The following is a 13,521-nucleotide window of genomic DNA, read 5'->3' on the forward strand; positions in this document are numbered from 1 at the left end:
GGGTCAACGCGGTTCAACCTTGCTGCGCTCAGCAAAACCCGTTATCGGCTGCGGGCAAAGTGACGAAGGAAAATTCAATGTCTGCGCCCAAAAAAGTTGTGCTCGCCTATTCCGGCGGTCTCGATACATCGATCATCCTGAAATGGCTGCAAACCGAATATGGCTGTGAAGTGGTGACCTTCACAGCGGATTTGGGCCAGGGCGAAGAACTGGAGCCTGCGCGCAAAAAAGCCGAGCAAATGGGTGCCAAGCAGATTTATGTTGAAGATGTGCGCGAAGAATTCGTGCGTGACTTCGTGTTCCCAATGTTTCGTGCCAACGCGGTCTACGAGGGCCTATATCTGTTGGGAACATCCATTGCACGACCACTGATTTCCAAACGTCTGGTCGAGATTGCCGAGGAAACAGGCGCGGACGCGGTAGCGCATGGCGCGACCGGCAAGGGCAACGATCAGGTCCGTTTCGAATTGGCCGCCTATGCCTTGAACCCTGATATCAAGGTGATCGCGCCCTGGCGGGAATGGGATCTCAGTAGCCGGACCAAACTGCTGGATTTTGCCGAAAAGAACCAGATTCCTATTGCCAAGGACAAACGCGGCGAAGCGCCCTTCAGCGTCGACGCCAACCTGTTGCACACCTCCTCCGAGGGTAAAGTGCTGGAAGACCCGGCCGTGGATGCACCCGACTATGTCTATCAACGCACGGTAAACCCAGAAGACGCGCCGGAGACGCCTGAATACATCGAGGTCGGATTCGAAAAAGGCGATGCGGTCAGCATCGATGGCGTTGCCATGTCCCCCGCCACGATCCTGACCAGATTGAATGAGTTGGGTGGCAAGCACGGCTGCGGCCGTCTCGATCTGGTTGAGGGCCGTTTTGTTGGGATGAAATCACGCGGCATCTACGAGACGCCGGGCGGGACGCTGTTGCTGGAAGCGCATCGTGCCATCGAATCCATCACGCTCGACCGCGGGGCCATGCACCTCAAGGATGAGCTGATGCCACGTTATGCGGAACTCATCTACAACGGGTTTTGGTTCTCGCCCGAACGCACGATGTTGCAAGCTGCCATTGATGCCTCACAAACCCATGTCACCGGCACCGTGCGCCTGAAACTTTACAAAGGTCACGTGCGCACGGTGGGACGCTGGTCAGACCACAGTCTCTACTCTGAGGCACATGTGACATTTGAAGACGACGCCGGCGCCTACGACCAGAAAGACGCCGCCGGGTTCATCCAATTGAATGCGCTGCGCCTGAAACTGCTGGCCGCGCGAGATCGTCGGTTGAAATAGTAGGGTAGATAAAATACCAACCCTACTTTTTCTCAAGCAGCCTCTCGCTCATACACAGGCGCATTGTATGCGCCCTTTGTCAGATTAATGCCATGCTGTGCATCAGTTTTCCGCACATAACTTTCGGAAGAAACTGCAATTGGCTCATGGTTTGAGGCTTTGAGCGTCCAGCGCCAATATCCGGCGCTATCCTTGTAAAGAATGAAGTACATCAGAATTTCCTTCTAGATAGATTTGCTCGACGCGAACCAGCGCTTTCGCGCAAGTTCGCTTTTCAGGCCGCATTTTTCTTGACGAGAGCAAAGCTTTCTAGGAGAATCCTAGTGTGTATAAAGCACTGCGCCCTAAGCGGCGTTGGGCGTCGGCAGCTCCAACTGCTGACGCCCTTTATGATTCCAGCGAATCGGATAGAAGTCGAGTCTTTTTGACGACATTTTGTTACTTCGGTGTCATACTCCGCTACATAAAGTGTCTTAGTACAAGGACTGTTTGGGTCAAATCGCTTCGGAGAGAAGGCTCTTGTAGATCGGCAGAGCCATCTCAAGTAAGGGATTTTGACAACTTGTCAGCACCGGTGTTTCACCCTCCGCGCCCGCGAATCCGGTACTCTGATGCACGGCGCCGTACCAATGCGCAGCCCAGATACCATCCTCAGCACGCGGCCCGGCGGGCCAGCTGAGCATCGCGGGATCAAAGGGGAGATCAATCGCGTCACACAAAGCCCGCAGCATATGTTCGGGGCGCGCACGGATATCCGTGCTGTCGATCACGATACCGCCCAGTTTCTCATAGAGTGCATGTTGCTGGACAAAGCCGATGTCCTCCAGCGTCGGCGCTTCGCGTTTCGCCGCATAGCTGGCGATGACCCGGGCCGGATGGCGGATCAAATGCACATTCACGCAGTCTTGCGCCCACTCCAGCGGAAAGCCTTCCAACATATGATGAGGCATATGTTTCATATAGAGATGGGGCGTGGCGACCCGTGCAGCACATTGCGCGGCGACGTCGGTCGGGTCGGTAGGCTGACTATTCAGAACATCGTCGCGCATTGGATGGTCAGCGCCTGATTTCGCAAGATATGCCGCGTAGAATGGCTCATCCATGACCGAAAAATCTTTGCGCGCGCCGAAACTATACATCATCGCCGTCGATAGGTTGCGCGGGCCAGACCACATCGCAATCCGCATCAATATTGCCCTCGGCGGCAGGTCTTTGTTTCAACATTCATCGCGCGCGCCCCTTGATGTTTCAATTCACGTTAAAAACGGTCATCGGAAATGCCAAGCCGTAAACTAACTTCACCAGCACGTGAGATCGCAGGCTCGTGAATTGTTCTAGCCGCGCGGCCCGGACAGACTGCGCTGAAAGGAGATGCGGTATGTTTAACCTCAATACGTTGAAATCAGTGGCTCTGGTCGGGATGATCGCCTTCGGTTTTATGGCTCAGGCGCGCACGGCGCAGGCGGCCGAACTTGAAACACTGACCGTTGCAGGTGGCTGTTTCTGGTGTGTCGAGGCGGATTTCGAGAAGGTCAAGGGCGTCAAAGAGGCTGTATCGGGTTTCGCGGGTGGATCGGTGAAGAACCCAACCTACAAGCAAGTCACAGCGGGCGGCACGGGTCACTACGAGGTGGTGCAAATTACATTTGATCCGTCGATTGTGGATCGTCGCACGTTGCTTGATCTGTTTTTCCGTTCCGTTGACCCGACAGATGCGGGTGGCCAGTTCTGCGACCGGGGAGACAGCTACAGAACGGCGATTTTTGCGGAAACACCCCGACAACAGAAGATCGCCAAAGCCGCCAAAGCCAAAGCCGCCGCAGATCTTGGTCAGCCCATTGTGACCCCGGTTCTGGGCGCATCGGAATTCTATCCGGCGGACGCTTACCACCAGGATTACTACAAAGGAAATTCCTTAGTGCTCACACGATTTGGTCCGAAACGGCAGGCATCTGCCTATAAAGCCTACCGAAAAGCCTGCGGCAGAGACGCGCGTGTCAAAGAGCTTTGGGGCAGTGCAGCACCTTTTGCCGGAAGCTGAACTACCCGACCTTGCAAGCGGCCAGAACAGCCATGTTCAGAATATCGTTCGCCGTCGAGACGGTCGAACACATCTGAATGGATCCGTTAACGCCCGCGAGAATAGGACCAATCACTGTCGCCCCCGCCATTTCCTGCATCAGTTTCACAGAAATACTTGCAGAATGGCGGGCCGGCACAACAAGGATATTCGCTGGCCCGGTCAGGCGCGAGAACGGATAGGCAGCCTGTGCCCTGGCGTTTAGGGCCACATCCACGGTCATCTCGCCCTCGTATTCAAAGCTGACACCGCGCGCATCCAGAACCTGCGGCGCGAGGTACATTTTTTCCGCGCGTTCCGAAACGGGATACCCGAAGGTCGAAAAACTGACAAAAGCCACACGGGGTTCAAGCCCCATGTTCTGCGCTACAGTCGCAGCCCGCTCGGCAATATTGGCAAGGTCTTCTTCATCCGGCCATTCGTGCACAAGCGTATCGGCAATGAATATGATCCGGCCTTTGTGCAAAAGTGCGGTGATCCCCGCCGCTCCACTCGCCTTATCCGCGTCGAACACGTGATTGATGCGGTCCAGTACATGCGCTGATTTCCGTGTCGCGCCCGTGACCAGACCATCGCCATGCCCATGCTGCAACATCAGGGCGGAGAATACATGCCGGTCGCGCGCGGCCAGTCGGTGAATGTCTTGCGCATCAAATCCGCGACGATGCAAACGCTCATAAAGGAACGTCTTATACGTCTCTAAATGGAGCGTATTGGCCGCATTCACGATCTCAATTTCGCGATCTGCATCTGCCAAACCCGCCGCATTAAGTTTGGATTTCACATCCTCCGGACGACCAACAACCAGGGCTTTGCCAAGACCGGCGCGCTGATACATCACAGCCGCACGCAAGACCCTCGGGTCGTCACCTTCGGCAAAAATCATACGCGCCTGATTGGCACGCGCACGCGCGTTGATGCCCCGTAGAATGCTTGCGGTCGGGTCCATGCGCGATTTCAGGGATAGCTCATAGGCTTCCATGTCAATGATCGGACGGCGGGCAGCGCCGGTGTTCATGCCCGCCAAGGCCACCGCTGGCGGAATACGGTGAATCAGCCTTGGATCAAATGGCGTGGGAATGATGTAATCCCGCCCGAACGTCAGGTTTTTGCCGTAAGCCAAGGCCACTTCATCCGGCACATCCTCACGCGCGAGATTGGCAAGGGCATGCGCGCAGGCAATTTTCATTTCATCGTTGATCGCACGTGCATTGATGTCCAAAGCACCGCGGAACAGATATGGAAAACCAAGCACATTGTTGACCTGATTTGGATAGTCGCTTCGACCTGTGGCAACGATCGCATCGGCGCGCACTTCATGCGCGTCCTCCGGCGTGATTTCCGGGTCCGGGTTCGCCATGGCGAAAATCACCGGGTTTTCTGCCATGCTTGTCACCATATCCTGCGTGACGGCACCTTTGACCGACACACCCAGAAAAACGTCAGCCCCTTTCATTGCCTCATCCAGCGTGCGCAACTCCGTGGCGACCGCATGCGCTGATTTCCACTGGTTCATGCCTTCTGTACGGCCTTGATAAATCACACCTTTCGTGTCGCACATGATGCAGTTTTGATGCCGCGCACCCATCGCCTTGAGTAGTTCCAGACAGGCGATACCAGCAGCACCTGCCCCATTCAGAACAATGCGCACATCTTCAATTTTCTTGCCGGAGATATAGAGCGCGTTCAGCAACCCCGCAGCACAAATCACCGCCGTACCGTGCTGATCATCATGGAAAACCGGGATATCCATCTCTTCCTTGAGACGCTGCTCAATGATGAAACATTCCGGCGCCTTGATGTCCTCGAGATTGATACCCCCAAACGTCGGCCCCATCAGTTTGACCGCATTGATGAAGGCGTCCGTGTCTTCGGTATCAAGCTCTACGTCGATGCTGTTCACATCGGCAAAACGCTTGAACAGCACCGCCTTGCCTTCCATCACAGGTTTGGAGGCCAGCGCACCCAGATTGCCCAACCCAAGAACCGCCGTACCGTTGGAGATGACAGCCACCAGATTGCCCTTGTTGGTATAATCATAGGCCGTTTCCGGGTTCGCCGAAATTGCTTCACAAGGCACTGCCACACCGGGCGAATAGGCCAGGCTCAGATCCCGCTGTGTCGTCATCGGTACTGTTGCCGTGATCTCGAATTTTCCGGGCGTCGGTTCGAGGTGGAAGGCCAGGGCCTCTTCGGGTGTCACGCGGGTTTTTGACATGGAAATGGGCCTTTGTTGATGATCCGGGCGCACAACCTCTAGCCCAGCACGCGCGTCGCCTCAAGCAGACAGCATTTGAGGCTTTTACCTCCCGCGCGCCGTTTGTAAGGTCAGCGCAAACCGCCGGGGGGCACCACATGACCGTCACGCCAATGATGGCGCAATATCTCGAATTGAAAGCCGACTATTCGGACGCTTTGCTGTTTTACCGCATGGGCGATTTCTACGAGATGTTCTTTGATGATGCGGTCGCTGCGGCGCAGGCGCTCGACATCGCTCTAACCAAACGCGGCAAACATGACGGTGCCGATATTCCCATGTGCGGCGTTCCGGTGCATGCCGCCGAAGGCTATCTGTTGACGCTGATCCGCAAAGGTTTCCGTGTCGCGGTTTGCGAGCAGATGGAAAGTCCCGCTGAGGCGAAAAAGCGCGGATCCAAATCCGTTGTGAAACGCGATGTCGTGCGCCTGGTGACACCGGGCACACTGACCGAAGAAGCCCTTTTGGAAGCGCGCAGGCACAATTATCTCACGGCATTTGCGGAAGTGCGCGATGCGCAGGCCCTGGCATGGGTCGATATCTCCACTGGTGCTTTCCATGTGATGCCCTTGACGGCTGTGCGTTTGGGTCCAGAGCTCGCCCGCCTGGCACCATCGGAACTCATTGTTTCTGAAAGCAAAGAAGCTGAATTGCGTGACGTTGTCGAAGACTTTGGCATCGCACTGACCGGAATTGCACGATCGGCGTTTGACAGCACCGGTGGCGAAAAGCGCCTTTGCGATCTTTTTGAGGTCGAAACGCTGGAAGCCTATGGCGCGTTTTCACGTGCCGAAATTGCCGCCATGGGTGCCATCATCCAATATCTGGAGATAACTCAGAAAGGCAAATTGCCGCTTTTGCGCCAACCGCAGAAAGAGGCGGAAAACCGAACCGTTCAAATAGACGCCGCCACCCGGCGCAACCTTGAACTGACGCAAGCGCTTTCAGGTGGTCGGGCAGGATCGCTTCTCGCCGTTATTGACAAGACCGTGACCGCAGGGGGTGCCAGACTGCTGGAACGTCGCCTGTCCAGCCCGTCGCGGATGTTGTCCGTCGTGCACGCAAGACTGAAAGCAGTGGGTTTCGCAGCGCATGAAATGGAATTGCGGCAAAAACTGCGTGAGCATCTGCGCAAGGTCCCGGATCTTGATCGTGCGTTATCGCGGTTGTCACTTGATCGGGGGGGGCCACGCGATCTTGCAGCACTTCGAAACGGTCTTTCTGAAGCTGAATCCATAAGTGAGGCGCTGGCGGGCAGCGATTTGCCATCGCTCCTGGGTGACGCTCGACAACGTATGCTAGGCAATCGCGCTTTGATCGACCTTCTGGATGCAGCCTTAGTCGCTGAACCACCGCTGCTGACGCGCGACGGCGGCTTCATCGCCCCCGGTCACGATGTGGACTTGGACGAAGCTCGTAAACTGCGTGACGAAGGCCGTGGCGTGATCGCTCAGATGCAGGCAGATTTCGTCTCTAATACGGGGATTTCGTCCCTGAAGATCAAGCACAACAATGTTTTGGGATATTTCATCGAAACACCTGCGACGCACGCGGATAAGATGCTGTCGCCGCCCCTTTCGGAGACCTTCATCCACCGTCAGACAACAGCCAATCAAGTGCGCTTCACCACGGTAGAACTTTCAGAAATGGAAACCAAAATCCTCAACGCCGGTGCGCGCGCGCTGGAAATTGAAAAACGTCACTTCGAAGAGCTCCGCACATCCGTCTTGGACAGGGCTGCGGATATCAATGAGGCCGCGAGCGGGCTTGCAGAAATAGACCTGAGCACCGCTCTGGCAGAGCTTGCAGTATTGGAAAACTGGAGCGCTCCAAAAGTCGATGAAAGCCGCGCCTTCGACATCACCAAAGGGCGCCATCCGGTCGTTGAAAACGCACTCAAATCCGGAACAAATGAGCCCTTTATCGCAAACGACTGCGATCTGAGCGCCAATGGCAAAGCCGCCAAGGTCTGGCTTCTGACCGGTCCCAACATGGCCGGGAAGTCCACGTTTCTGCGTCAGAATGCGATTATCGCGATACTGGCGCAAATGGGCAGTTTTGTGCCCGCCGAGACCGCCCATATCGGGTTGGTCAGTCAGGTTTTCAGCCGCGTTGGTGCGTCAGATGATCTGGCACGGGGACGATCCACTTTCATGGTTGAAATGGTCGAAACAGCAGCAATCCTCAATCAGGCCGATGAACGGGCTTTGGTCATTCTGGACGAAATCGGCCGCGGCACGGCCACTTATGATGGGTTGTCCATTGCCTGGGCCACGTTGGAACACCTGCATGATGCCAACCGTAGCCGTGCCCTGTTTGCCACGCATTATCATGAGATGACCGCACTGGCCGGTAAATTGGATGGGGTCGAAAACGCAACGGTCGCGGTGAAGGAGTGGGAGGGCGAGGTCATCTTCCTGCATGAAGTGCACAAAGGGGCGGCGGATCGGTCTTACGGTGTTCAGGTGGCGCAGCTGGCCGGTTTGCCGTCAGCCGTGATCGCACGTGCCCGCGTGGTTCTCGACGCCCTGGAAAAAGGGGAACGCGAAGGCGGCGCAACCCAGAAAACGCTGATTGACGATTTGCCGTTGTTTTCCGCAGTCGCCACGTCACCACCCCCCAAATCAAAATCCTCAGCCGTCGAGGACGCGCTGACTGATATCCACCCAGACGAGCTCACGCCGCGAGAAGCGCTGGAGATGCTCTATAAATTGAAAGAGGCCGCCAAATCCTGACGGCCTTCCTTTGGTTTCAGTGCTGATGAAACCCTCAGCCAACAGGCGTTGAAGATACGCCAACTTGTGCCGGACGCAGCAAACGATCGTGCAGCATGAAGCCTTCGGCTGCGACCTGAATGATATCGCCCGCTTTCGTGCCCGGAACGGGTGCTTCGAACATCGCCTGATGGTGCTGCGGGTCGAACCGGTCACCCACCTCAGGCGCAATGATCTCAATCCCATGCTTCTTGAAAACGCTCAGAAGCTCGCGCATCGTCAGCTGAATGCCTTCGATCAACGCGCTGTTGGTCTCCTTCTGTTCATCCGTGATGGTTTCCAACGCGCGTTTCATGTTGTCATAAACCGGCAACATGTCCCGCGACAGTTTGGAGCCGCCATAGTTTTCGGCCTCACGGCGGTCACGGTCAGACCGTTTGCGCGCGTTTTCCGCATCTGCCAATGCACGCATGAAGCGATCACGCAACTCATCACGTTCAGCGCGCAACTGGTCCAGCTCCAGCGCTTCGTCGTCAATTTCTTCCATCGCTTCCGCAAAAGCTTCGGCTTCCGCATCTTCGATATCGTCCAGAAACTCTTCGTTCTTGGGCTCTGCCATAGTTCACCTCTAGCTCCGGTCCGAAATCAGCTTTCCGACCAGCTGTGCCGTGTAATTCACAATCGGCACAATGCGTCCATAATTCAGTCTCGTCGGACCAATGACACCAACCGCGCCAATGATCTTTCGATCAGCGTTCATATATGGGGAAACCACCAGAGAGGAACCCGAAAGTGAAAAAAGTTTGTTCTCAGAACCAATAAAAATGCGCACACCGTCGCCTTCTTCAGCAAGTTCGAGGAATTCTGCGATATCACGTTTGCGTTCAAGGTCATCAAACAGGCGTCTGATGCGCTCCAAATCTTCGGTCTCGCCATCTTCGCTCAGGAGATTCGACCGCCCCCTGACAATCAACCGTTCGATCTGATCGCCCTCACCTTCCCAAACAGCAAGCCCGCTTTCGACCAGATCCTGCGCCAGCGAATCAATTTCCTGACGGCGGTTCCGAATCTCGATTTGAACCGTGTTTTGAACTTCGCCGAGCGTCTTACCTTCGATCAGCGCGTTGAGGAAATTGGCCGCCTCGCGCATCGAGCTCGGTGTCTGTCCGGCGGGTGGTGTGAAAAGCCGGTTTTCCACGTGGCCATCGGCAAAGACCAGAACGACAAGCGCACGGTCATGAGACAGAGAGACGAACTCAATGTGCTTGATGGGCGCTTCGCGCTTCGGCGTCAGAACAAGGGATGCGCCATGCGTCACGCCCGACAACGCGGATCCGACACGATCCAGCAGGCCACTGACATCCTGCTCGTTCGAGCCGAGCGTCGCGTCGATTTTCTCGCGGTCTGTTTCATCCGGGTTGCCAATTTCCAGCAAGCCGTCAACGAACATGCGCAACCCCAGTTGCGTGGGTATCCGTCCGGCACTGACATGGGGGCTGTCGAGCAGACCAAGGTATTCAAGATCCTGCATTACATTGCGGATCGTCGCGGCGCTCACCTTCTCACTGAAATCCCGCGTCAGCGTACGCGATCCAACAGGCGTGCCGTCCTCAAGATACCCCTCCACCACGCGGCGGAAGACTTCGCGCGAACGCTCATTCATCTCCCCAAGAATTTTCGGCACATCATTCATATCGGTATCCTACCTGCCTGCGCATAAAAGCATAAGGGGGCGAGAATTCAATCGGGGTTGCATCCCTTGGGCTCAGAGCGGTATCGGGGGGTATCAAGCAAAGGATATGTCATGCGCCCTTCAGGTCGAGCTTTAGATGAAATGCGTTCTGTGGTGATTGAGACAGGTTTCACCAAACACGCCGAAGGGTCCGCCCTGATCAAGATGGGTGATACCCATGTGTTGTGCACAGCCACAATCGAGGACCGCGTGCCGCCTTTCATCAAAGGATCGGGTCTTGGCTGGGTCACAGCCGAATACGGCATGCTGCCACGTGCCACCAACACGCGCATGCGCCGCGAAGCGGCCGCTGGCAAGCAAGGTGGAAGAACCGTTGAAATTCAAAGACTTATTGGTCGCGCCCTGCGCGCGGGCGTTGATCGGGTGGCCTTGGGCGAGCGCCAGATCACTGTAGACTGTGATGTCTTGCAGGCGGACGGCGGCACACGCTGCGCCTCGATCACAGGCGGTTGGGTTGCGCTGCGACTTGCTGTTAACAAGCTGATGAAAGCGGGCGATGTGATAAGCGACCCCATGGTTGATCCCGTTGCCGCCATCAGTTGTGGCATCTATGCTGGTCAACCCGTGCTGGATCTTGATTATCCCGAAGACTCAGAAGCCGGTGTTGACGGGAATTTTATCATGACCGGCTCACATAAGCTGATCGAAGTCCAGATGAGCGCCGAAGGTTCGGTATTCTCCCGGACTCAAATGGACGCCTTGGTGGACCTCGCCGAAAAAGGCGTCTCGGAATTGGCCGAAGCCCAAAAAGCTGCCGCTGCATGACACGCAAGTTCGACGGTAAACGCATTCTGGTCGCGACCCATAACGCGGGCAAACTGGACGAAATGCGCCAGCTGTTTGAACCCTATGGCGTCGAGGTTGTTGGGGCCGCTGAAATGGGCTTGTCGGAACCCGAGGAAACAGAAACAACATTTGTCGGTAACGCCCGTATCAAGGCACGCGCCGCTGTTTTGGCTACTGGATTACCAGCGCTGGCGGATGATTCCGGTATCGAAGTCGAAGCGCTGGATGATCAGCCCGGCGTTTACACTGCGGATTGGGCTGAAACGCCCGCTGGTCGCGATTTCATTATGGCGATGACCAAGACGCATTCGCTGCTTGAGGAAAAACAGGCAGCCCATCCTCGGCGCGCCCGTTTCCGCGCCACTTTCGTTTTGGCCTGGCCTGATGGGCATGATGAAGTGTTCGAAGGCAAGGTGAACGGCTCGCTGGTCTGGCCCATTCGCGGGGAGGCCGGCCACGGCTATGACCCCATGTTTCAACCCGACGGGTATGACATCACTTTTGCGGAAATGGACCCGGCGGAGAAAAACCGGATCAGCCATCGTGCGGATGCCTTCACAAAACTGATCGCAGGGTGTTTTGGCTGAAGATTGGGAAAATGGTGGTTTCGGTCTGTATCTTCATTGGCCGTTCTGTGAGGCGAAATGCCCCTACTGCGATTTCAACAGCCATGTGTCCCGCGAAATCGATCAATCGGCCTGGTGCGAAGCATACCTGACGGAAGTGGCGCGCGCGGCCAGGGAAACACCGGGACGCGTACTCAGGTCGGTTTTCTTCGGCGGGGGCACACCAAGCCTGATGGCCCCGGATACGGTCGCACGCATCATCGAAAGAATCCGGACCTTGTGGCCTTGTGCGAACGATCTGGAAATCACACTGGAGGCCAACCCAAGCTCTGTCGAAGCGCATAAGTTCCGGGATTTTCGGGAAGGTGGGATCAATCGCATCTCCATGGGCATTCAGGCGTTGAACGATACGGATTTGCGCCGCCTTGGTAGGTTGCACAGCGCCGATGAAGCCATGAAGGCATTTGATATTGCCCGCAGCACCTTTGAGCGCGTCAGTTTTGACCTGATCTATGCTCGCCAGGGTCAATCGCTAAAGCACTGGGAGGACGAACTGAAGCAGGCTCTCTCCATGGCTGTTGACCACTTGTCGCTTTATCAGCTGACCATTGAACAAGGCACCGCCTTCGGTGACCGGTATAATGCGGGTAAACTGAAAGACCTGCCTGATGACGACCTTGGTGCGGACCTCTTTGAGCTGACGCAGGACATTTGCGACGCTCATGGCATGCCCGCCTATGAGGTTTCCAATCATGCCCGTGACGGTGCACAATCGAGGCATAACCTGATCTACTGGCGGTACGGCGACTATGTGGGGATCGGACCCGGCGCCCATGGTCGGATCACGAGAAACGGGCAGCGGTGGGCAACCGAGTGTTTTTCCAACCCGGCCCGTTGGCTGCATTCCGTAGCGACCAATGCTGCCGAGAAACCGCGCGCGCCGCTGACTATATCAGATCAATCTGTCGAATTTCTGCTGATGGGTCTCCGCCTCAAAGAGGGTATTGATCCTGAGCGGTATGAAAAACTGTCCGGCACGGCACTACCGACCAGCAAGATCGAAGAATTGGTCGAACTCGGTATGATTCACCAGAAAGATGAGAGATTAATCGTTTCAAAACAAGGGTTTACAGTTTTAAATGCCGTGGTGTCCAAATTGCTGGAATGCTAGGAACCGCTCAGTATCCGACACAATTCATCAAGCTCTTCCAAAGACTTATAGTGCACAGTCATTTGCCCTGCCTCCTGCCCCGGCTTGTGATTGAGGTTCACCTTCATTCCCAATGTGGCGGACAAATCGCCCTCAAGGGCCTTGGTGTCGGCATCTTTCTGGTCGGATCCAGAGCCGGCAGGATTTTTTCCAGACGTACCACCGGCGTCGGAATCTTGCTCTTTCTTGAGCAAAGCCTCTGCCGCCCGTACCGATAACCCCCCTTTGATAATCTGCTGAGCGAGCCTCAAAGGATCTTGCGACGTGACCAGCGTTCGCGCATGGCCAGCGCTCAGCTCTCCTTTCCGGACGAGCTCAAGCACAGTATCCGGCAAATTCAACAGCCGTAAAAGATTTGCGATGTGGCTTCTGCTCTTACCCAACGCTTCGGCCATTTTTTCCTGCGTGTGACCAAACCGGTCCATCAACTGGCGATAGCCTGCGGCCTCTTCGATGGGATTGAGGTCCGCCCGTTGAATATTCTCGATAATCGCAACTTCGAGCACTTCAACGTCGGAAAAGGATCGAACGATGACAGGAAGATCATGCAGCTTTGCCATTTGGGCCGCGCGCCAACGCCGCTCACCGGCTACAATCTCGTACCGGTCACCTGCAATTGCACGCACGATCAGCGGCTGAATAACACCTTTTTCCCGAATGGATGACGCCAGATCATCCAGATCGCCTTCAGCAAATCGTTTACGCGGCTGTTCGGGATTGGGGGTAATTTGTTCGATGGGGATCAAGCGCTCTGTCGCAGACAGCCCCGCGCTCGCAGTCTTTTCTGTCTCCGCAACATCAGCCATCAAAGCGGATAAGCCCCTGCCTAATCCACGTTTGCGATCAACCCCACCTGCCAT

General features: G+C 55.8%; 12 protein-coding genes. 6 read left to right on the plus strand and 6 right to left on the minus strand.

The genetic code is table 11. The features are described 5' to 3' along the window. Positions 1-77 precede the first annotated feature (77 nt). Positions 78-1,295, plus strand: a complete 1,218-nt coding sequence (locus tag ACOTTU_RS09335; RefSeq protein ID WP_425657562.1) for an argininosuccinate synthase — start codon at positions 78-80, stop codon at positions 1,293-1,295. 32 nt (positions 1,296-1,327) lie between these two features. Here ACOTTU_RS09335 and ACOTTU_RS09340 read toward each other — a convergent pair whose 3' ends face one another. Together ACOTTU_RS09340 and ACOTTU_RS09345 are read right to left on the minus strand one after the other, a co-directional pair. After that, positions 1,328-1,507 carry a YegP family protein gene (locus ACOTTU_RS09340; protein ID WP_425657564.1) on the minus strand — a complete coding sequence of 60 codons (180 nt, stop codon included), beginning with the start codon at positions 1,505-1,507 and terminating at the stop codon, positions 1,328-1,330. Between the two features lie 282 nt (positions 1,508-1,789). After that, positions 1,790-2,482: an HAD family hydrolase gene (locus ACOTTU_RS09345; protein ID WP_425657566.1), complete on the minus strand. Its 693-nt coding sequence runs from the start codon at positions 2,480-2,482 to the stop codon at positions 1,790-1,792. A gap of 191 nt (positions 2,483-2,673) precedes the next feature. Between ACOTTU_RS09345 and msrA the strand changes: the two genes are divergently transcribed. Next, on the plus strand, positions 2,674-3,336 hold the full coding sequence (msrA, locus tag ACOTTU_RS09350) for a peptide-methionine (S)-S-oxide reductase MsrA (protein ID WP_425657568.1): 663 nt from the start codon (positions 2,674-2,676) through the stop codon (positions 3,334-3,336). A 1-nt stretch (position 3,337) separates the two neighbouring features. Here the strand turns inward: msrA and ACOTTU_RS09355 are convergent, their stop codons facing one another. Continuing rightward, the gene (locus ACOTTU_RS09355; protein WP_425657570.1) at positions 3,338-5,593 is read right to left on the minus strand and encodes an NADP-dependent malic enzyme; all 2,256 of its coding nucleotides are present in this window, start codon (positions 5,591-5,593) and stop codon (positions 3,338-3,340) included. Between the two features lie 137 nt (positions 5,594-5,730). Here ACOTTU_RS09355 and mutS point away from each other — a divergent pair, with 137 nt between their 5' ends. Continuing rightward, complete coding sequence (mutS, locus tag ACOTTU_RS09360; protein ID WP_425657572.1) at positions 5,731-8,367, plus strand: DNA mismatch repair protein MutS; 2,637 nt, start codon at positions 5,731-5,733, stop codon at positions 8,365-8,367. A gap of 34 nt (positions 8,368-8,401) precedes the next feature. On the opposite strand, the gene ACOTTU_RS09365 is transcribed toward mutS, so the two are convergent. Then, on the minus strand, positions 8,402-8,965 hold the full coding sequence (locus ACOTTU_RS09365; protein WP_425657574.1) for a nucleotide exchange factor GrpE: 564 nt from the start codon (positions 8,963-8,965) through the stop codon (positions 8,402-8,404). Positions 8,966-8,974: 9 nt separating this feature from the next. Beyond that, the gene (gene hrcA / locus ACOTTU_RS09370) at positions 8,975-10,039 is read right to left on the minus strand and encodes a heat-inducible transcriptional repressor HrcA (protein WP_298916142.1); all 1,065 of its coding nucleotides are present in this window, start codon (positions 10,037-10,039) and stop codon (positions 8,975-8,977) included. A gap of 111 nt (positions 10,040-10,150) precedes the next feature. Here hrcA and rph point away from each other — a divergent pair, with 111 nt between their 5' ends. From rph to hemW, 3 genes are read left to right on the plus strand one after another with little or no spacing between them, the layout of a single operon-like run. Beyond that, on the plus strand, positions 10,151-10,864 hold the full coding sequence (gene rph, locus ACOTTU_RS09375) for a ribonuclease PH (protein WP_425657576.1): 714 nt from the start codon (positions 10,151-10,153) through the stop codon (positions 10,862-10,864). Further along, complete coding sequence (gene rdgB / locus ACOTTU_RS09380) at positions 10,861-11,472, plus strand: RdgB/HAM1 family non-canonical purine NTP pyrophosphatase (RefSeq protein WP_425657578.1); 612 nt, start codon at positions 10,861-10,863, stop codon at positions 11,470-11,472. The genes rph and rdgB overlap by 4 nt, the downstream gene beginning before the upstream one ends. Beyond that, positions 11,465-12,622, plus strand: a complete 1,158-nt coding sequence (hemW, locus tag ACOTTU_RS09385) for a radical SAM family heme chaperone HemW (protein ID WP_425657580.1) — start codon at positions 11,465-11,467, stop codon at positions 12,620-12,622. The genes rdgB and hemW overlap by 8 nt, the downstream gene beginning before the upstream one ends. On the opposite strand, the gene ACOTTU_RS09390 is transcribed toward hemW, so the two are convergent. Continuing rightward, on the minus strand, positions 12,619-13,467 hold the full coding sequence (locus ACOTTU_RS09390; protein WP_425657582.1) for a ParB/RepB/Spo0J family partition protein: 849 nt from the start codon (positions 13,465-13,467) through the stop codon (positions 12,619-12,621). The two genes, hemW and ACOTTU_RS09390, sit on opposite strands and share 4 nt — an antisense overlap. Positions 13,468-13,521: the final 54 nt, after the last annotated feature.

The sequence above is a fragment of the Roseobacter sp. EG26 genome (assembly GCF_049830555.1).
Lineage (GTDB): Bacteria > Pseudomonadota > Alphaproteobacteria > Rhodobacterales > Rhodobacteraceae > Roseobacter.